16 protein-coding genes and 3 tRNA genes are annotated in these 18,451 nt (G+C 67.9%); 3 read left to right on the forward strand and 16 right to left on the reverse strand.

The features are described 5' to 3' along the window. Positions 1–10 precede the first annotated feature (10 nt). From JI752_RS09755 to thrS, 9 genes are all read right to left on the reverse strand, one after another. Positions 11–87, reverse strand: a tRNA-Pro gene (locus JI752_RS09755). Between the two features lie 94 nt (positions 88–181). Next, positions 182–538, reverse strand: a complete 357-nt coding sequence (locus tag JI752_RS09760) for a MerR family transcriptional regulator (RefSeq protein WP_115842430.1) — start codon at positions 536–538, stop codon at positions 182–184. Continuing rightward, positions 531–833 (reverse strand): integration host factor subunit alpha, encoded by a 303-nt coding sequence (gene ihfA / locus JI752_RS09765; protein ID WP_115842431.1) that lies wholly within the window; start codon positions 831–833, stop codon positions 531–533. The genes JI752_RS09760 and ihfA overlap by 8 nt, the downstream gene beginning before the upstream one ends. 16 nt (positions 834–849) lie before the next feature. After that, entirely contained in the window at positions 850–3,237 is a 2,388-nt protein-coding gene (gene pheT / locus JI752_RS09770; RefSeq protein ID WP_216962973.1) for a phenylalanine--tRNA ligase subunit beta, read from the reverse strand. 108 nt (positions 3,238–3,345) lie between these two features. Next, positions 3,346–4,338, reverse strand: a complete 993-nt coding sequence (pheS, locus tag JI752_RS09775; protein ID WP_216962977.1) for a phenylalanine--tRNA ligase subunit alpha — start codon at positions 4,336–4,338, stop codon at positions 3,346–3,348. 175 nt (positions 4,339–4,513) lie between these two features. After that, positions 4,514–4,873, reverse strand: a complete 360-nt coding sequence (rplT, locus tag JI752_RS09780; protein ID WP_216962979.1) for a 50S ribosomal protein L20 — start codon at positions 4,871–4,873, stop codon at positions 4,514–4,516. Positions 4,874–4,886: 13 nt separating this feature from the next. After that, positions 4,887–5,084 (reverse strand): 50S ribosomal protein L35, encoded by a 198-nt coding sequence (gene rpmI, locus JI752_RS09785; RefSeq protein ID WP_027083463.1) that lies wholly within the window; start codon positions 5,082–5,084, stop codon positions 4,887–4,889. A 371-nt stretch (positions 5,085–5,455) separates the two neighbouring features. Then, the gene (gene infC, locus JI752_RS09790) at positions 5,456–5,977 is read right to left on the reverse strand and encodes a translation initiation factor IF-3 (RefSeq protein ID WP_216964249.1); all 522 of its coding nucleotides are present in this window, start codon (positions 5,975–5,977) and stop codon (positions 5,456–5,458) included. Between the two features lie 66 nt (positions 5,978–6,043). Continuing rightward, positions 6,044–7,945 (reverse strand): threonine--tRNA ligase, encoded by a 1,902-nt coding sequence (gene thrS, locus JI752_RS09795; protein WP_216962982.1) that lies wholly within the window; start codon positions 7,943–7,945, stop codon positions 6,044–6,046. Positions 7,946–8,307: 362 nt separating this feature from the next. On the opposite strand from thrS, the gene JI752_RS09800 reads away from it, so the two are divergent. Further along, positions 8,308–10,005, forward strand: a complete 1,698-nt coding sequence (locus tag JI752_RS09800; RefSeq protein WP_216962985.1) for a hypothetical protein — start codon at positions 8,308–8,310, stop codon at positions 10,003–10,005. Here the strand turns inward: JI752_RS09800 and JI752_RS09805 are convergent. The 7 genes from JI752_RS09805 to uvrB form a co-directional block, all read right to left on the reverse strand. Continuing rightward, a complete protein-coding gene (locus JI752_RS09805) occupies positions 9,992–10,993 on the reverse strand; it encodes a hypothetical protein (RefSeq protein ID WP_216962988.1) in 1,002 nt (333 codons plus the stop codon). The two genes, JI752_RS09800 and JI752_RS09805, sit on opposite strands and share 14 nt — an antisense overlap. Next, positions 10,990–12,102, reverse strand: coding sequence for a hypothetical protein (locus JI752_RS09810; protein ID WP_216962991.1), 1,113 nt, complete (start codon positions 12,100–12,102; stop codon positions 10,990–10,992). Before JI752_RS09810 ends, JI752_RS09805 begins: the two co-directional genes overlap by 4 nt. Then, positions 12,080–13,300, reverse strand: a complete 1,221-nt coding sequence (locus JI752_RS09815; protein ID WP_216962994.1) for a hypothetical protein — start codon at positions 13,298–13,300, stop codon at positions 12,080–12,082. Before JI752_RS09815 ends, JI752_RS09810 begins: the two co-directional genes overlap by 23 nt. Further along, entirely contained in the window at positions 13,297–14,190 is an 894-nt protein-coding gene (locus JI752_RS09820; protein WP_216962997.1) for a ThiF family adenylyltransferase, read from the reverse strand. The genes JI752_RS09815 and JI752_RS09820 overlap by 4 nt, the downstream gene beginning before the upstream one ends. After that, on the reverse strand, positions 14,178–15,128 hold the full coding sequence (locus JI752_RS09825; RefSeq protein ID WP_216963000.1) for a hypothetical protein: 951 nt from the start codon (positions 15,126–15,128) through the stop codon (positions 14,178–14,180). The genes JI752_RS09820 and JI752_RS09825 overlap by 13 nt, the downstream gene beginning before the upstream one ends. A gap of 177 nt (positions 15,129–15,305) precedes the next feature. Next, a tRNA-Val gene (locus JI752_RS09830) sits at positions 15,306–15,380 on the reverse strand. Positions 15,381–15,511: 131 nt separating this feature from the next. Then, positions 15,512–17,545: an excinuclease ABC subunit UvrB gene (gene uvrB / locus JI752_RS09835; RefSeq protein WP_216963003.1), complete on the reverse strand. Its 2,034-nt coding sequence runs from the start codon at positions 17,543–17,545 to the stop codon at positions 15,512–15,514. A gap of 149 nt (positions 17,546–17,694) precedes the next feature. Here uvrB and JI752_RS09840 point away from each other — a divergent pair, with 149 nt between their 5' ends. After that, positions 17,695–18,225: a GspH/FimT family pseudopilin gene (locus JI752_RS09840; RefSeq protein WP_216963006.1), complete on the forward strand. Its 531-nt coding sequence runs from the start codon at positions 17,695–17,697 to the stop codon at positions 18,223–18,225. Positions 18,226–18,274: 49 nt separating this feature from the next. Further along, positions 18,275–18,351 (forward strand) — tRNA-Asn (locus tag JI752_RS09845). Positions 18,352–18,451 lie beyond the last annotated feature (100 nt).

Genomic DNA, 18,451 nt, shown 5'->3' on the forward strand with positions numbered 1-18,451 from the left:
CTGCAACGATTGGTCGGGACGGCCGGATTTGAACCGACGACCCTCTGCCCCCCAGGCAGATGCGCTACCAGGCTGCGCTACGCCCCGACGTGTTGCTTGTGCCGCCCTTGCGAGCGGGCGGCAAGTATAACGGTTGAACAGCGGCCACGGCCACCGCGGCGTTTTCCTCGCGGCGGCGGGTTCAGCGCCGCAGCAGCTGCAGGACTTCTTCCAGCTCCATCCGCACCTGGCGGATGATCTGCGAACTCAGCGCGGACTCGTCCTTCGCTGTCTCGCCTTCCAGGCGCAGGCGCGCGCCGCCGATGGTGTAGCCCTGCTCGTACAGCAGGCCGCGGATCTGGCGCACCATAAGCACCTCGTGGCGCTGGTAGTAGCGGCGGTTGCCGCGGCGTTTGACCGGGTTGAGCATCGGGAACTCCGTCTCCCAATAGCGCAGCACGTGCGGCTTGACGTCGCACAGCTCGCTGACCTCACCGATGGTGAAGTAGCGCTTGGCCGGGATCGGCGGGAGTTCTCGATTGCTGCCGGGATCAAGCATGCTCGGCTCCGGAATAGGCTTCGACGCGTTCCTTCAGTTTCTGGCCGGGGCGGAAGGTCACCACGGTGCGGGCGGAGATCGGGATCTCCTCGCCGGTCTTCGGGTTGCGGCCCGGGCGCTGGTTCTTGCGGCGCAGGTCGAAGTTGCCGAAACCGGACAGCTTCACCTGACGGCCGTGCTCCAACGCCTCGCGCAGCGCGTCGAAGAACGCGTCAACGAACTCCTTCGCCTCTCGCTTGTTCAGTCCGACTTCGTCGAACAGGCGTTCGGCCATCTCGGCCTTGGTCAATGCCATCGTTGCGTCCTCAACCTCAGCCGCGGATCGTTGCCCCGTACTCCCGCTGCAGCGCGCCGGCCACCGAAGCCACTACGGTGTCGACGTCACGGTCAGTCAGGGTGCGTGATTCATCCTGCAGAATCAAGCCCATAGCAAGACTTTTGAAACCCGGTTCAACCCCCTTGCCCTGGTAGCGGTCAAACAGCACCAGATCGCGCAGGGACGGGCCCGCGGCGGCACGCAGCGCCCGCTCGATGGAGGCCCATTCCACGTTTTCCGGGACGACGAACGCGAGGTCCCGACGGACGGACGGATACTTCGAAAGCGGGGTCGCACGCGGCACTGCGCGGCTGAACAGGGGAGCCAGGTCCAGCTCGAAGGCGACCACGTCGACATCCAGCTCCAACCCGCGTTGCAGGCGGGGATGCAGCTGGCCGATCCAGCCCAGGCGCTCGCCGTCACGGTACACATCGGCCGAACGGCCCGGGTGCGCCCAGGCGGGCTGCGAGGCGCGGTATTCGAGCTTCGCGCCGGAGAGTGCAGCCAGACTGTCCAGGTCGCCCTTGAGGTCGTGGAAACCGACCGCGCGACCCGCTACGCCCCACTGCTCGGCACCGGCCTCGCCGCAGGCGACACCTGCGATTCGCGGCGTCTCGATCGGTGCGTCGCCGGCATTGGCGCGGAACACGTTGCCCAGCTCGAACAGGCGCACGCGCGGCTGCTGGCGCGCGGCGTTGCGCGCCAGCGCGGCGACCAGCCCCGGCAGCAAGCCGGTGCGCATCACGCCCAGTTCGCCGCTCAGCGGATTGGCCAGCGGCACGCTGCCGTCGGTCAGGCCCCACTTGGCCAGCAGGTCGCCGTCGACGAAGGCGTAGTTCACCGCTTCCAGATAATCACGGGAGGCGAACTGGCGACGCACCGTCGCCTCCTCCACGCGCGTTTCGCTGGGCGCGACCAGGCGCGCGGCGCCGGCCGGCAACGTCGTCGGGATCGCGTCGTAGCCGTGGATGCGGGCGATTTCCTCGATCAGGTCCTCTTCGATCTCCAGATCGAAGCGGCGGCTCGGCGGCACCACGCGCCAGCCGTCGGCCATGTTTTCCACCGCCAGGCCGAGCGCGCGCAAGATACGCTCGACTTCGCTGTCGGCAACCGTCAGTCCCAACACGCGCGCCAGGCGCGCGCGGCGCAGCACGATCGGCTGCGGCGCGTGCAGGTGCTGCGCGAGCGTGACGTCCAGCGTCGGGCCCGGCACGCCGCCGGCGATGTCGACGATCAACTTCGTCGCGTACTCAACGGCAATGCGCGGCAACTCCGGATCGACGCCGCGCTCGAAGCGATGACCCGCGTCGGTGTGCAGGCCTAGCTTGCGGCTGCGGCCGATGATGGCCGCCGGGATCCAGTGCGCGGCTTCCAGGAACACGTTGCGCGTGGCATCGGTCACGCGCGTGTCGAAGCCGCCCATGATGCCGCCCAGCGCGACCGCGCGTGCGCCCTGCCCGCCCTTGCTGTCGGAGACGACGAGGAACTCCTCGTCCAGCGCCACCGTGCGGCCGTCGAGCAACTTGAGTTCTTCGCCCGAGCGCGCAGCGCGCACGACGACCTCGCCTTCCAGCGTGTCTTTGTCGAAGGCGTGCATCGGCTGGCCGAGTTCGAGCATCACGTACTGCGTGACGTCGACAAGGAAACTGATCGGACGCACGCCGCTGCGGCGCAGGCGCTCGGCCATCCACACGGGCGTGGGCACGTTCGCGTTGACGCCATCGATCACGCGGCCGGCAAAACGCGGCACGCGCGGACCGGCGTCGAGCCGGATCGCGATGGTCGCGTCGCTCTGCGCGGGCACCGGTGCGGCGTCGAGCGGCCGCACTTCGCCGGACAGCGAAGCAGCCACGTCGTAGGCGATGCCGCGCACGCTGAAGCAGTCGGCGCGATTGGGTGTCAGCTTGATCTCGATGCTCGCATCCGGCAGCGACAGGTACTGCGCCAGCGGCGTTCCGACCGGCGCATCGGCCGGCAGTTCGAGCAGACCCGACGCATCCGGATCCACGCCCAGTTCCTTGGCCGAGCAAAGCATGCCGAACGACTCCACGCCGCGCAGCTTGGCCGCCTTGATGGCGATGCCGCCGGGCAGGTTCGCGCCCACGGTCGCCAGCGGCGCGATCAGTCCCGCGCGCGCGTTGGGCGCGCCGCAGACGATCTGCACCGTGCCGTTGCCGGTGTCGACTTCGCACACCTGCAGGCGGTCGGCTTCGGGGTGTTTGCTCGCGTTGACGATGCGCGCCACGACGACGCCGTCGAGCGACTCGCCCAGCGGCGTGACCTCTTCCACCTCCAGGCCGATCGCGGTCAGCGTCGCGGCGAGTTCGTCACGCGTAGCGGTGGTCGGAACGTGGTGGCGCAGCCAGTTTTCGGAGAATTTCATTTGAATGCCGGGATTCGGGATTCGGAAGTGGGGATTCGCAACAGCACGGGGCGGGAATCGGAGCGGGCTCTTATCGAATCCCGAATCTCGAATGCCGAATCCCGCTCCTCAGGCAAATTGCCGGAGGAACCGCACGTCGTTATCGAAAAAGCTGCGCAGGTCGTCAACGCCGTACCGCAGCATCGCGAAGCGCTCGACGCCCAGGCCGAAGGCATAGCCGGTGTACTTCTCCGGATCGATGCCGACGTTGCGCAGCACGTTCGGATGCACCATGCCGCAGCCGAGCACTTCCAGCCAGCGCGTGGAGCCGTCGGGCTGCTGCCAGGCGATGTCCACTTCGGCCGAGGGCTCGGTGAAGGGGAAGTAGCTCGGACGGAAACGCATTTCGAAATCGCGCTCGAAGAACGCGCGCACGAACTCGGCCAGCGTGCCCTTGAGGTCGGCGAAGCTGGCGTGCTCATCGACGAGCAGGCCTTCGCACTGGTGGAACATCGGCGTGTGCGTCTGATCGCTGTCGCTGCGGTACACCTTGCCCAGCGCGATCATGCGCAGCGGCGGCGGGTGGTCCTGCATGTAGCGCACCTGCACGCCGGAGGTGTGCGTGCGCAGCAGGCGACCGTCGCCGAAGTAGAACGTGTCGTGCATCGCGCGCGCCGGGTGGTGCGGCGGGAAGTTCAGCGCTTCGAAGTTGTGCCAGTCGTCCTCGATTTCAGGCCCCGTACTGAGCTCGAAACCGAGGCGGCCGAAAATGTCGGCGATGCGTTCCATCGTGCGGCTGACGGGGTGCAGGCCACCGCGCCCGGCGTCGATGCCCGGCAGCGTGACGTCGATGCTTTCCGAGGCCAGGCGTGCGTTGAGGACGGATTCGTCCAGCACGGCGCGGCGCTCGCCCAGCGCGGCGGTCAGCTCGTCGCGCGCCTTGTTGATCGCTTCGCCGGCGGTCTTGCGCTGTTCCGGCGGCAGGGCGCCGAGCTGCTTGAGCTGCGCGGTCACGCTGCCGTTCTTGCCCAGCAGCGACACGCGCAGGGCTTCGATCGCGTCCGGCGTGTCCGCGGCGGCGATGTCCGCCAGTGCCTGCTGCGTCAGTGATTCGATACTCATACGCCCCCGAACCTCCGCTCCGCACGGCCGTCGTCCTCTTCACGGAAGCGCACGACCGCAGGAAACCAAACTCCAAAACGAAACATGGGGAAGGACTTGCGCCCTTCCCCATGCGTGTATTGCGTTGTGCATCCAACCGTCGCCGACCTTCGGCCGGCGTGGTGGAGCGAGCAACTTACGCCGCGAGCGCGCTCTTCGCCTTCTCTGCCAGCGCCGCAAAACCCTGCGCGTCGTGCACGGCGATGTCCGCCAGCACCTTACGGTCGAGGGTGATGCCGGCCTTCATCAGGCCGTTGATGAAACGGCTGTAGCTCATGCCGTTGATGCGGGCCGCCGCGTTGATACGCGTGATCCACAGCGAACGGAAATGACGCTTCTTCTGCTTACGACCGATGTAGGCGTACTGCAGGGCCTTCGTCACCGCCTGCTTGGCGACGCGGAAGACCTTGCGACGGGCGTGATAGTAGCCCTTGGCCTGCTTCAGGATTTTCTTGTGACGGCGGCGCGCCGTAACACCACGCTTAACTCGTGCCATTGTTCAATCCTCCTCAGAGATACGGAAGCATGCGGTCCAGACGGCCCGCGTCCTCGGCACGAACATGGTTCGTCTGCCGCAGGTTGCGCTTCCGCTTGGTCGCCTTCTTGGTGAGGATGTGGCTCTTGTTGGCATGGCCGCACTTGTACTTGCCGGAAGCGGTCTTCCGGAAGCGCTTGGCTGCCGCCCGATTGGTCTTGATCTTGGGCATTGCGATGTCCTTTCGGATGGTTTGGTCACTGGCCTGGGCGGTGGCGTAGCCACTCTTTCCGTCCTGCCCTGCCGGCTTGTAAGTCGTTGATCCTCAAGGAATCACGACAGGTCCGTGATGCAGCAAACAACAAACCCGGCGAACCGGGCCGCACATTATGCGTGCCTGGCGGCCGGGTTGCAATCTTTTCGTTGAAAATCAGCGGGTTTGGCGCCTCTGCGGCCTCCGGAGGGCCTCGCCGCCCGCCCCGGGTCCACGGCCAAGGCCAGAGCTCCGGAAAGCAAAAGGCGCCTCGCGGCGCCCTTTCCGACTCACCCCCTCCCGCACGCGGGAGAGGGCGAAGGCGCGCTCGCCATGCGGCGCGCGTCGGGTTACTTCTTCTTCGGCGCGATCATCATGACCATCTGCCGGCCTTCCAGGCGCGGGCGGGACTCGATCACGATGTCCTCGCCGAGGTCGGCCTCGATGCGCGCGGCCATCTCGCGACCCAGCTCCTGGTGGCTCATTTCACGGCCACGGAAGCGGATGTTGACCTTGACCTTGTCGCCCTCTTCCAGGAAGCGGCGCATGTTGCGCAGCTTGATCTGGTAGTCGCCCTCGTCGGTCACAGGACGGAACTTGAGTTCCTTGATCTCGACCTGCTTCGTCTTCTTCTTGGCCTCGTTGGCCTTCTTCTGCTGCTCGAAGCGGAACTTGCCGAAGTCCATGATCTTGCAGACCGGCGGATCGGCATTGGGCTGGATCTCGACGAGATCCAGATCCTCGTCCTCGGCCATGCGCAGGGCTTCGTCGCGCGTAAGCACGCCGATCATTTCGCCGTCGCTGCCGATCACGCGCACGCGGGGGACGCGGATTTCCTGGTTCTTCCGATTGGGCTTCTCGGGGGTACTGATGTTGCAATCTCCGGTATGGAACGTGCCGGCCGCCGGGGCGGCCGGGGTCTGGTCTGGCTGCGGGCGTTACTGTACGCCCTCACTGCGCAAACGCGAGGCGAATTCGGCGACGGTCATCGTCCCCAGATCCTCCCCTCCCCGCGTGCGGACGGCGACTTGGCCGTTTTCCTTCTCGCGGTCGCCGACCACCAGCAGGTAGGGCACGCGCTGCAGGGTGTGCTCGCGGATCTTATAGCCGATCTTCTCGTTGCGCAAATCGGAATGGACCCGGAAGCCTTGATTTGCAAGGGATTTCCGGACTTCATCCACATAGTCGGCCTGGGCGTCGGTGATGTTCATGGCCACGGCCTGGATCGGGGCCAGCCAGGCCGGGAACTGGCCGGCGTGGTGCTCGATCAGGATGCCGATGAAGCGCTCCATCGAGCCGACGATGGCCCGGTGCAGCATCACCGGGTGGCGGCGCTGGCTGCTCTCGTCCACGTACTCGGCGCCGAGGCGGCCGGGCATCATGAAGTCCACCTGCATCGTGCCCAGCTGCCAGGTGCGGCCGATGGCGTCCTGCAGGTGGTATTCGATCTTCGGGCCGTAGAAGGCGCCCTCGCCCGGCAGCTCCTGCCACTGCACGCCGGCGGCGCTCAGGGCCGAGCGCAGGGCGTTCTCGGCCTTGTCCCAGGTGGCGTCGTCGCCCAGACGCGAATCCGGGCGCAGGGCGATCTTGATCTGGATGTCGGTGAAGCCGAAATCGCCGTAGACCTTCAGCGCCTGCTCGTGGAAGGCGCGGACCTCGGACTCGATCTGGTCTTCGGTGCAGAAGATGTGGCCGTCGTCCTGGGTGAAGCCGCGCACGCGCAGGATGCCGTGCAGCGCGCCGGAGGGCTCGTTGCGATGGCAGGCGCCGAATTCGCCGTAACGGATCGGCAGGTCGCGGTAGCTGTGCAGGCCCTGGTTGAACACCTGCACGTGACCGGGGCAGTTCATGGGCTTCAGCGCGTACGTCCGCTTCTCGGACTCGGTGAAGAACATGTTGTCCTTGTAGTTGTCCCAGTGGCCCGACTTCTGCCACAGCGACACGTCGAGGATCTGCGGGCAGCGCACTTCGCCATAGCCCGTCTCGCGATAGACGCGGCGCATGTACTGCTCCACGACCTGCCAGATCGACCAGCCCTTGGGATGCCAGAAGATCAGGCCCGGGCCCTCTTCCTGCAGGTGGAACAGGTCCTGCGCCTTGGCGATCTTGCGGTGGTCGCGCTTCTCGGCTTCCTCCAGCTGCGTGAGGTAGGCCTTGAGGTCCTTGTCGTTGAGCCACGCCGTGCCGTAGATGCGGCTGAGCATCTCGTTGTTGTGGTCGCCGCGCCAATACGCGCCGGCCACCTTCATCAGCTTGAACGCGCGCAGCTTGTCGGTCGACGGCACGTGCGGGCCGCGGCACAGGTCGGTGAACTCGCCCTGGTTGTAGAGGGAAAGATCCTCGTTGGCCGGAATCGACTCGATGATCTCGGCCTTGTACTTCTCACCCATGCCACGGAAGAACGCCACGGCGTCGTCGCGCGACTTCACGCTGCGCGACACCGGCAGCGATTCCTTCACGATCTTCTGCATCTCCGCCTCGATGGCGGGCAGATCCTCGGGCGTGAACGGGCGCTCGTAGGCGAAGTCGTAGTAGAAGCCGTTGTCGATCACCGGACCGATGGTGACCTGCGCGCCCGGATACAGGCGCTGCACGGCCTGCGCCAGCAGGTGCGCCGTGGAGTGACGCAGCACGTCGAGCGCGTCGGGATGCTTGTCGGTGACGATTTCGAGCGAGGCGTCGCGGTCGATGCGGAAGCTCGTGTCGACGAGCTTGCCGTCGACCTTGCCGGCGAGCGCGGCCTTGGCCAGGCCGGCACCGATGGAGGCGGCGATCTCGCCGACGGAAACGGGTTGTTCGAATTCGCGGCGGCTGCCGTCGGGAAGCGTGATTGCGATCATGGGAGGCGGGCGCGCGGAGCGCGGCTGGCAGAGGGGCGAAGGGGCGGTCGCCGGCGCACGGCGTCCAGGAAGTACCGTCCAGAAACGGAAAACGGCGCCGCGGCGCCGTCAGGAGGGGGCGTCGTCGGCGTTCAGCGGTGGGCGATGGTAGTGCTCATGTCGCACGCTCGGCCGGCGAAATTGCCGCGGGCCACCTCAATCCTGCCTCCGGCCGTTTGCCGGAGCACGGTAGGAAGTGTTGGGGCTGCGCATGGCCAAGTCAACGCCTGCGCGGCCGCGACGCGCTCGCCCCCCTACAATCGACCTGCTCCGGCGCTCCGGCAAGGCACGCCGCCGCTGCGAACGAAAGGGACAGGTGATCGATGCGCAAGCGCAGGTGGTTTGGCGGACTGGTCCTCGTACTCGCGGCGACGGTGGGCCTGATGGTCGCCCTCGACGGCGACGTGGCCGGCATGGTGCATGGCCGCGCATCGGCGACGTCGCAGCGCCATGCGGCGATCCCGGCGGCGGATCTCGAACGCGCCGGCCCCGGCCTCGCCTACTTCGCCTTCGGCGACTTTTCGTCCCTCGACACGGACACGCTGCGGGTCTCCGCGGCACCGTGGACGCTGACCAGCGCGCTTCTGGCGTTGCAGGAGACCGGCGGCGATCCGGCAACGGTGAGTCCGCGGCATGTCGAAGCGGCCCTGCGGCGTTGGGGCTTCCTCTACCCGGAGCGGATCGGCAACTGGCCATCGAACACCTTGCCGCCCGCGCAGCCGGCGCAGCCACTCGGGCAGAACCTCGGCCATGCGGAGCGCCTGCTGCCGCCTATGGCGCTGACCATCGGCAACCTGGGTTGCGCGGCCTGCCACGCCGGCGTGATGTACGACGCCCGGGGCCGTCCCGACCCGGATCGCGCATGGCTCGGTACGCCCAACACATCGCTGAACCTGGGCGCCTACACCCGGGGCCTGTACCGCGCCATGCGCGATCAGGGTGGCGACGACGCCCGCGTATGGGCCGCCATCGATCGCCTGTATCCGGACCTGGATCCGCGAGAGCGACTCACGCTGCGCTTCGTCGTCCTGCCGGAGCTGCGACGTCGCACCGCGGAACTCGGGGCCGCTGGCGCCGACGACCTGCTGCCCTTCGTCTCGGGCACGCCGGGCGCGACCAACGGCTTCGATTCACTGCGCCGCCGCCTGGGGCTGATCCCAACGGGAGAGCACGTGCCCCTCAGTGCGCTCAATTCCATTCCCGAACTCGGCGACCGCGTGATGCGCAGCCGCCTGCTCAACACCGGCGCCTATGGCGTTCCCGGCGAATCGGACGCACGACCGCTGACGCGCGACGACCTGGATGACGAACACCTGCAGGACCTCGCCGGCATCGTGGCGTACTTCACCGTGCCCAGCATGGGGGTCACTCCGGAAGCGGCGGCCTCGCACATCGGCGACGTCGCCGGGATCATGCACTGGTTGCGCGACTATCGCCCGCAGCCCTTCCCTGCCCGCGTGGATCGCACCGTCGCGGCGAACGGGCACACGCTGTACGCCGCGAACTGCGAGCGCTGCCACGGCCGCTACGACGACTCGCTGCAGCGGCCGCGACTGGTGGCGTTCCCGAACTGGGAAGGCGACGTCGGTACCGATCGCGTGCGCGCGGCGCAGTTCACGCCGCAGGTCGCGGGGGCGATCAACCGGTCCAGCTACGGCCGCCACCTCGATGTGCGCGTGGCGCAGCGCTACAGCGCACCTCCGCTGGCCGGACTCTGGTCGAGCGCGCCGTACCTGCATAACGGCAGCATTCCGACGCTGTGGCAGCTCATGACGCCGGCCGAGCGGGCCGTCGAGTTTCCGGTGGGCGGGCACGCCCTCGACTTCACCGCGATCGGCATCGCGCTGCACTGCGATGCGCAGCGGCACTGCCGCTATCCGTCGGGATACACGCCGTTCTCGGAACCGGTGGTGTTCGACACGCGTCGCCCGGGCCTGGCCAACGCCGGGCACGAGCGCGAGTTCGACGGCATGAGCGACGCGGACAAGCGCGCGCTCATCGAGTACCTCAAGCTGCTGTAAGCACGTCCACCGGAAGCCGCACGCGGGCGGGCGCGGTGCCGGCGGACTTGCCGACGCGCAGCGCCGCCAGCAGGCGGCGCTGCGCGGGAAGGGACAGACGCGAGGCGATTTCCTCTGCAGCGGACGGGTCGTCGATTGCCGCCGACATCGGCCACGCGGCGAACCCCAGCGACGTGAGTTCGAGCCAACGCCGGTAGAGCACGCGCCCGGACTGGAGTGGCGATTCCTCCGCCGGACGATGCAGCAGCACGATCGCGCTGGCCGTGACACTGCGCGCGCGCTCGCCCACCAGCGCCGTCGCCAATCCCAGGCGATCCAGCCACGGGAACGCACCGCCCAGCACCGCATGCGCGCCCGCGGCTTCCAGCACGCCCATGTGCAACGCCTCGCGATTCATGCCGTCGCGTTCGTACTGCGGATGCCGGCGCGACAGCCGCATCCAGCGGCACAGCTCCTTGCGCCATTCGCGGTCGCGCAGGAAGCCCACCGTCGCGCGATCGGCAAGGTCCGCGAGCCATGCACGATCGTGCGGAACGGTGACGAGATGCGTGTCGTCGACGGTCGATGCCCAGCGTCCCAGCGCCTGCGTCGCCTCGTGGCCCGGATCGGCGAATCCGCCCCGCCAGGTGTGTCGGTCATCGATCCATCGGGCGAGCGGATCCGCCGTCGTGGCCCCATGGGCGATCAGGCGCGCCATCGGACGCAACGCCGGCGAGGCATCCGGTCCCGGTGCCTCCTCCACCGCAGCGACGCCGATGCCCAGCGCACCCAGCGCGAGCACCGTGCCTTCCAGTGCGGCGCCGCAGGACAGGGCGAAGTCCCGATCGGTGGGATCGGCACAGGGCAAACGGCGTGCGACGTCGCCCATCAGCAGGATCGAGCCGTCGCCCTCGAAGCGCCAGCGCGCCGGCTGCGTGTTGTGCGCAGACGGCGCCAGCCTCGCCATCTCGACCACGCGCCGCCGGGCGTCCATATCCAGCACGTTCATGCCCGCAACGCCTTGCGGAACAGGTGCAGCCGATGCAACGCCGTGGCACCCATCTTCCGCTTCTGCGCGAGGCTGGCGTGGTTGGTGTCCGAGATCCAGGTGCCGCCCAGCGTCGCGTAGCCGGCACGCTGCATGGCGCCGAGGATCCGATGCAGCACCACGGCGTTGACGCCCTGCCCCTGCAGACGGCTGATGACACCCGAGAAGATCAGCACCGCGCGGTCGCGACGCATGCGGTGGCGAAGGAAGTGCCAGGGCGTGGCCAGGCCGAGCCGCGAGCGCGTGGCACGCAGGAACGGATTGAGGTCCGGAATGCAGATGATGCAGGCGGCCGGTTCGCCGCGATGATGGAGCACGGCGGAGATGCGCGGATCCATGATCCACTTCATTTCCTTCGCCTGGAAATGGAACTCCTCCGCCGACACGGGCACGAACATCGGATTCTTCGCGAACGCGTCGTTGAGGATCACACGCGCGTCCTCCATGCGCTGGTCGATCGTGCTCCAGGTCACCGGCGCGAAGGAGAACTCCGGCGAGTCGAGGATCGCGCGCTGCGCCGGCCCCGTGAGCGACTCCAGCGCGATCGAGCCGACGCGGTTCTCGAAGGTGCTCATGGGGAAGAAGGCGGTGTAGCCGTTCTCTTCCAGCAGGCGCGGGATGTGCGGCGGATTGTGGATGAGGTCGGTGTAAGGCGGATGCTCAAAACCGCCGGTCTGCACGCCGATCTGTTGCATGGCGGTGAGGTTGAAGTTGCCGGCGATCTCGGCGAATCCACGGTTCCTTGCCCAGTCTTCGGCCGCGCCCAGCAGCGCGCGCGCCGCATCAGCGTCGTCGGCGCAGTCGAAATAGCCGAAATAGGCCCGGTCGAAGCCATGCAGCGCGTTCGACGCGGCGTGAACGTGCGCCGTGATGCGACCGAGCACGCGACCGTCCCGATGCGCGGTGAACCAGGTGAACGTCGCATCGTCCGGGAACAGCGGGTTGATGCCCGCGGCAAGGAAGCGCCGCAGGTCGCTCTTCATCGGCGAGACGTACAGGCTGTCCGGCCCGTAGGCCGAAAACGGCGCTTCGAAGAAGGCCTCGAAATCACGCTCCCTGAGCTGCAGCACATTCCCTCCCGCGTTCCGAAACGAGTTGCACCATGCGCTGCACGGCGGCCAGTTCGACCTCCGCACCCGGTGCAGCGGCAAGCACCGGCATGTTCAGCGCGGCCAGCGTCAGCGGCTCGCGCGCGATGTGCATCAGATGGCTGGCGCCGTAGCGCTGCATCAGGCTGTCGACCTGTTCGCGCGCGTTTTCGTCCAGGCCCGCTGCGTCCAGCTGCCCCGCGCGCAGCAGCGGCCGCCGCGCGAACACCCCCTGGAGCAGCGCGTGGTCGAAGTCCCGCAATTCGCCGGCGCGCAGGATCAGCAGGCCGTCGACCTGCGCGTGACGCTGCAGCCCGCCGAGGAAGGCATCCGTCCCGGACAGGTCGCCTTCCGCGAGCAGACGCAACATGCCGCGACGCCGCTCTTCCGCGCGCAGCTCGAAGCCGTCGTTGGCGATCGCGGCCAGCAGCGTGGCCGCGCTGCACACGGCCAGCGCCTGCACCGTCTGCGTCGGATCGAAGCCGGCCAACCATGCCACCGCGCCGCCAGCCGCCAGTCCGCAACCGATGAACGCAAGGAATGCACGGATGCTGTCGCGATGCGCTCGCTGACCGCGACCCAGGCCCAGCGCCAACCAGCAGAACGCGAGGATCGCGATGCCGGCCAGGCGGACCGGAATCGGAAATCCGGGGAAGCGGAAATCGGTGGCGAGCAGCGGCACGATCAACAACAGCGACAGCGCGATGCGGTCGATGCTGCGGTTCTCCAGCGCGGACAATGATGCGCGGTCGCGACCGAGCAGCAACCACGCCATCGCCAGGAATCCCAGCAACTGGAAGGCCAGCAGCGCAATCGTCCGCCACGGATACGCCCACGGCGTCGGCACCCACGCCAGCACCGCGAACACGACCGCCCCGACCACGGCAAGCGCCTTCAGAGTCGTCGGCGAATGCCGGCGCAACAGCCCTTCACAGAACAGCAGTACCGCCAGCGGCACCAGTCCGGCGGTCGTCAGCGTGAGCGCGTTGAACGGCGATGGCGCGCCCCACCACACCAGCACGCGACTGACCAGAATGACGGCCAGCACGCCCAGCCCGAACGACAGCCGCATGACCAGCCCGTCGCCGGGATGCCGGCGACGCAAGGCACTGATGAGCACCAGCAACCCGAGCGCCCCGGCAACAGAGACGAAACTGTCGGCGATCAGGTAGGCGCTCATGCCGCCGCTCCGTCGAGCAGCTTGCGGATCCCATGACGCACCAGCGGCCGCAGCACGGCGGCCGCCAGCGCATTGCGCGGGTGCTCGACGCGCGCGGTGTACGGATTGAAGAACCAGCCGCGGCAATCGCAGGCGGTCGTGCGTCCCAGCAGCAGCGCGATCGTCTCGTACGCCATCAGCATGCCGGTGGTGATGACCATGGGCGCGAACGACATGCGGCTTCGTCGCCCGGCCGCGACGTCGGCCGCCAGGCCCATGTCGATGTAGTTGCGCGACGACGAGTGCAGCAGCACATGCTCCGCCTCGCACAGGAACGCGGCGCGGCGCTGCGCCTCGTCGACCCGGTCCCAGGCGGTGTCCCGCGTGGGATAGCCCAGGCGCTCTTCCGGCATGGGCTCGTGCGGCCGTGTGACGTACACCGACGGCAGCGGCGATGCGTAGGCATCCACGACGCTGCGCTCCAGCCGGCGCGATGTGCGGTACAGCAGCAGCGACGCCGCCAGGTCGTCGGTGCCGTTCACCACCGCACCGCTACGGCGCACCGCCGCCTCGACATGGTCCGGCCAGTCCCCGTGCAGGACCGTGAGGTCGAGTTGCGGATTGATGCGACGGCACCGTTCCGCCGTCGCTTCGGCCTTGTGTTCGCCCACCGTGTCGGTGAACGCGAACACCTGCCGGTTGAGATTGGACATCTCGAAATGGTCGATGTCGGCCAGCACGAGCCGCCCGACGCCCGCCCGGGCCAGCGCGAGCACGCATGCGCCGCCCATGCCGCCGACACCGCAGACGAACACGGTCGACTCGCGCAGGCGCTGCTGTTCCTGTGCACTGACGAAACCCAGGTTGCGATCGCTGAACGTCGCGTAGTCGAATGCCTCTAGCGATTCCATGGACGCAGCCTTCCCCATTCGCGATCGCTGTCGAACCAGTGCAGCACCGGCAACGCCAGCCGCTGGACGACCAGCACGCCGGCCGACAGCAGCACCTGCGCCCACGCGGCGCGCGGCACGCTGTGCCGCAGGTAACGCACGGCGGCCTCCAGGTCCATGCGACCGAGCTGCAGGACATCGTCGCCGCGCGCGTAGTCGAGCTCGCGCGCGCAGAAGTCGTTGTAGGCCGGCTTGCGGTGCTTCTGGGCCTCGTCGAAGGTCTTCTTCAGCGCGTCCGAGCCGCCGGTGTAGGCGTTGGTGATGACGAAGCGCTGCTCGTCGAATACGGCGTCCGCGCCCACGCCGAACACGTGCCGATGGCCGGCCATGATCTGCCGCGCCGCGAGCAGCTGCACGAAACGCCGGCGCGCACCGGGATGCGGCCCCGGGAACACGTCGGAAAAAGTCTCCGCGACCATGCCGACGATGGCCGGCACCTGCGTCACGTTGGAGACCCACAGCGGCCGCATCTGCTTGCGCACCAGCAACAGGAAGCACGACAGGCCGTACAGCACCCACGACAGCCCCTGGCTGCGTACGTCGGGATCGACCATCACCAGGCCCAGGTGCAGCACTTCCTCCGGACGGCCATCGACCTCCAGCGCCATCGCGGCCATCGCGTTGAACGCCACGGGCCGGCGATCGGATCGACGGTAGACGACGGTGACGATGCTGTGCGCCAGTCGTGTGCGGTCGCCGGAGAAGACGCCGTAGGTCAGGCTGCCCGCCGGGAGGGTGCGGGATGCCACCTCGCGCAGCTCCGCGGACAGGGTGTCGAGCTCGGCCGCCGGCATCCAGCAACCGGGGCGCTCGAGAATGCGGGTGTCGAAGTCGCGGCCGGCGCGCAGGCGCACGTCCAGATACCGCTGCGCGATCGATTTAAGCCACACGCTCAGCACGTCTGCCCCTCCGGACACTCCCCGGCACTTGCGGGCCGTCCCGTCCTTGCGGCCCAGCGTGTATCTGTATCACGCCGGCCTGGGACTGTCGCCCCGGCCCCTCGGGTCCCGGCGCCAATGCGCCCTCCGGAAAAACAAACGGCGCGATCCGGAGATCGCGCCGTTCGACCACATAAGTGGTGGGCGGTACAGGGTTCGAACCTGTGACCCCTACCATGTCAAGGTAGTGCTCTACCGCTGAGCTAACCGCCCGGAATCCGGGAATCCTTCGCCGCAAACCGCTCGACGAGGGGCGCGCAGTGCTCGACGAGGGGCGCGCAGTGTAGCCCGTCGACGCGACGGCGGCAACAGGTCCGCGTGCATCCGTCCGCCGGCGCGCCGGTTCAGGCGGCGAAGCCGGCGTCCTTGATCTGCCGCAGTTGGTCGCGCACCGCCGCGGCCTCCTCGAATTCCAGGTTCTTGGCGTGCTCGTACATCTGCTGTTCGAGCGCCTTGATCCGCGCCGCGAACTGCGCCGGCGTCAGCTTGGCGTAGTCGGCCATGCTTTCGGCGACCTTGCGCGCCTTGCCGCGGCCCTTGCCGACCTCGCCCGGTTCCGCGCGCGCGCCTTCCATGATGTCCACGACGGGCTTGGCGACCGAGCGCGGCGTGATCCCGTGCTCCAGGTTGTATTCGACCTGGCGCTGGCGGCGGCGGTCGGTTTCGTCGATCGCGTGCTGCATCGACTTGGTGATGCGGTCGGCGTACAGGATCGCCTTGCCGCGCACGTTGCGGGCGGCGCGGCCGATGGTCTGGATCAGCGAGCCGGACGAGCGCAGGAAACCTTCCTTGTCGGCATCGAGGATCGCCACCAGCGACACCTCCGGCATGTCCAGGCCCTCGCGCAGCAGGTTGATGCCCACCAGCACGTCGAACTTGCCCAGGCGCAGGTCGCGGATGATCTCCACGCGCTCCACGGTGTCCACGTCCGAGTGCAGATAGCGCACGCGCACGCCGTGCTCGCCGAGGTACTCGGTGAGGTTCTCGGCCATGCGCTTGGTCAGGGTGGTGATCAGCACGCGGTCGCCCATCGCCACGCGCTCGTGGATCTCGCCCAGCACGTCGTCCACCTGCGTGCCGACCGGACGGATCTCGACCTCCGGGTCGATCAGGCCGGTCGGGCGGACGACCAGTTCGACGATCTGGTCCACCGACTTGCGCAGCTCGTAGGGGCCCGGCGTGGCGGACACGTAGATCGCGCGCGGCGAGCGGCCTTCCCACTCCTCGAAGCGCAGCGGCCGGTTGTCCAGGGCCGACGGCATGCGGAAGCCGAACTCCACCAGCGTTTCCTTGCGCGAGCGGTCGCCCTTGTACATCGCGCCGATCTGCGGAACGGTGACGTGCGATTCGTCCACCACCAGCAGCGCGTCGGGCGGCAGGTAGTCGAACAGGCACGGCGGCGGTTCGCCGGGCATGTGGCCGGTGAGGTGGCGGGAGTAGTTTTCGATGCCGTTGCAGTAGCCGACCTCGGCCAGCATCTCCAGGTCGAACTGCGTGCGCTGCGCCAGGCGCTGGGCCTCGACCAGCTTGTTCTGCGCGTACAGCTGCTCCAGGCGCTCGCGCAGCTCTTCCTTGATCGTCTCGATCGCGTCGAGCACCGTGCGGCGCGTGGTGACGTAGTGCGAACCGGGGTAGATCGTGTAGCGCGGCACCGGGCGCAGCGTCTCGCCGGTCAGCGGGTCGAACAGCGTCAGGCGCTCGATCTCGCCGTCGAACAGCTCGATGCGCAGCGCCTCGGCGTCGCTTTCGGCGGGGTGCACGTCCACCACCTCGCCGCGCACGCGGTAGGTGGCGCGGCGCAGCTCGGTGTCGTTGCGGGTGTACTGCATCTCGGTGAGGCGGCGGATCAACTCGCGCTGGTCGATGCGCTCGCCGCGCACCATGTGCAGCACCATGCGGAAGTATTCGTTCGGATCGCCCAGTCCGTAGATGGCGGACACCGTGCACACGATCAGCGCGTCGCGGCGCTCCAGCAGCGCCTTGGTCGCCGACAGGCGCATCTGCTCGATGTGCTCGTTCACCGAGCTGTCCTTCTCGATGTACGTGTCCGACGACGGCACGTAGGCTTCGGGCTGGTAATAGTCGTAGTAGCTGACGAAGTACTCCACCGCGTTGTGCGGGAAGAACGCCTTGAACTCGCCGTACAACTGCGCGGCGAGCGTCTTGTTGGGCGCCATCACGATGGTGGGCTTCTGCACCTGCTGGACGACGTTGGCAACGGTGAACGTCTTGCCCGAACCGGTCACGCCCAGCACGGTCTGCGACGCCAGCCCGCTCTCGAAACCTTCCACCAGGCGCGTAATCGCCTGTGGCTGGTCCCCGGCGGGCTGGTACGGTGCGACGAGCTGGAATCCAGCGGGGTGGAGGCTGTCGTTCATCGGCACGGCTCCGGAGAATCCTTCAGTGTAGACCGGCTAATGGATGGGGGCTGGAACGGCATTTCCCTACCCTGCCGATAGGCATGGCGCGATGCCGACGTCCGCGTGCAATGGCCACGCTGGAGCCCTCTCTCCGGCTTGCCACGCTCATGCACCATTCGAAAGGCCTGACCCTTCCTGAACTGATCGTCGCACTCGCGGTGCTGGCGATCGGCGCGACGCTGGCATGGCCGGGGTTCAGCGCGCTCATCCTGCGCACCAAGGGAACCACCGCGCTGCACCTGCTCGGCACCGCATTGGCCAGCGCGCGCATGGCCGCCGTCTCGCGGCGCGTGCCGATGACGGTGTGCCCCAGCGCGGACGGGCGGCAATGCCGGAAGGATCCGGTGTGGGAGGACGGCTGGATCGTGTACCGCGACCGGCTGGCCCGCGACCAACCCCAGTCGCAGGCGGACGTCCTCCAGCGGTTCACCATCGATCGGGACGCATTCACACTGCGCAGCACGCCCGGACGCCTGCGCGTGCGCTACATCCCCAGCGGCGCGACGGCGACCAACAACCTCACCATCCTGCTGTGCGAGCGCCGCGCACAACGCGAGGTGGGCCGGGTCGTGGTCAGCCGCCCGGGCCGCATCCGCACGCAGCGGCCCCGCGCGCTGGCGCCGGGATGCATCTTCTGAGCGGCCATGTCTTGACCTTCCCTCACGAGGCTTTACAATGCCGGTCCCCGCCCGAATAGCTCAGCCGGTTAGAGCACTTGACTGTTAATCAGGGGGTCGTTGGTTCGAGTCCAACTTCGGGCGCCAAATTCGAAAAGGGCTGCGAGAAATCGCGGCCCTTTTTCTTTGCCCATCCGCGGCCGGGCGCATGCGCCGCACGCCTGCTCCGCGCGTCCGTGCTTGGCCG

The sequence above is a fragment of the Lysobacter sp. MMG2 genome (genome assembly GCF_016735495.2).
GTDB lineage: Bacteria > Pseudomonadota > Gammaproteobacteria > Xanthomonadales > Xanthomonadaceae > Lysobacter_J.

Excerpts from the sequence above, each read along its gene's own strand:
- pheT (WP_216962973.1), bottom strand. The coding sequence starts at position 3,237 with ATGAAATTCTCCGAAAACTGGCTGCGCCACCACGTTCCGACCACCGCT.
- thrS (WP_216962982.1), bottom strand. The coding sequence starts at position 7,945 with ATGATCGCAATCACGCTTCCCGACGGCAGCCGCCGCGAATTCGAACAA.
- rpmI (WP_027083463.1), bottom strand. The coding sequence starts at position 5,084 with ATGCCCAAGATCAAGACCAATCGGGCGGCAGCCAAGCGCTTCCGGAAG.
- JI752_RS09800 (WP_216962985.1), top strand. The coding sequence starts at position 8,308 with ATGCGCAAGCGCAGGTGGTTTGGCGGACTGGTCCTCGTACTCGCGGCG.
- uvrB (WP_216963003.1), bottom strand. The coding sequence starts at position 17,545 with ATGAACGACAGCCTCCACCCCGCTGGATTCCAGCTCGTCGCACCGTAC.
- JI752_RS09805 (WP_216962988.1), bottom strand. The coding sequence starts at position 10,993 with ATGAACGTGCTGGATATGGACGCCCGGCGGCGCGTGGTCGAGATGGCG.
- ihfA (WP_115842431.1), bottom strand. The coding sequence starts at position 833 with ATGGCATTGACCAAGGCCGAGATGGCCGAACGCCTGTTCGACGAAGTC.
- JI752_RS09820 (WP_216962997.1), bottom strand. The coding sequence starts at position 14,190 with ATGGAATCGCTAGAGGCATTCGACTACGCGACGTTCAGCGATCGCAAC.
- JI752_RS09840 (WP_216963006.1), top strand. The coding sequence starts at position 17,695 with ATGCACCATTCGAAAGGCCTGACCCTTCCTGAACTGATCGTCGCACTC.
- JI752_RS09760 (WP_115842430.1), bottom strand. The coding sequence starts at position 538 with ATGCTTGATCCCGGCAGCAATCGAGAACTCCCGCCGATCCCGGCCAAG.
- pheS (WP_216962977.1), bottom strand. The coding sequence starts at position 4,338 with ATGAGTATCGAATCACTGACGCAGCAGGCACTGGCGGACATCGCCGCC.
- JI752_RS09815 (WP_216962994.1), bottom strand. The coding sequence starts at position 13,300 with ATGAGCGCCTACCTGATCGCCGACAGTTTCGTCTCTGTTGCCGGGGCG.
- rplT (WP_216962979.1), bottom strand. The coding sequence starts at position 4,873 with ATGGCACGAGTTAAGCGTGGTGTTACGGCGCGCCGCCGTCACAAGAAA.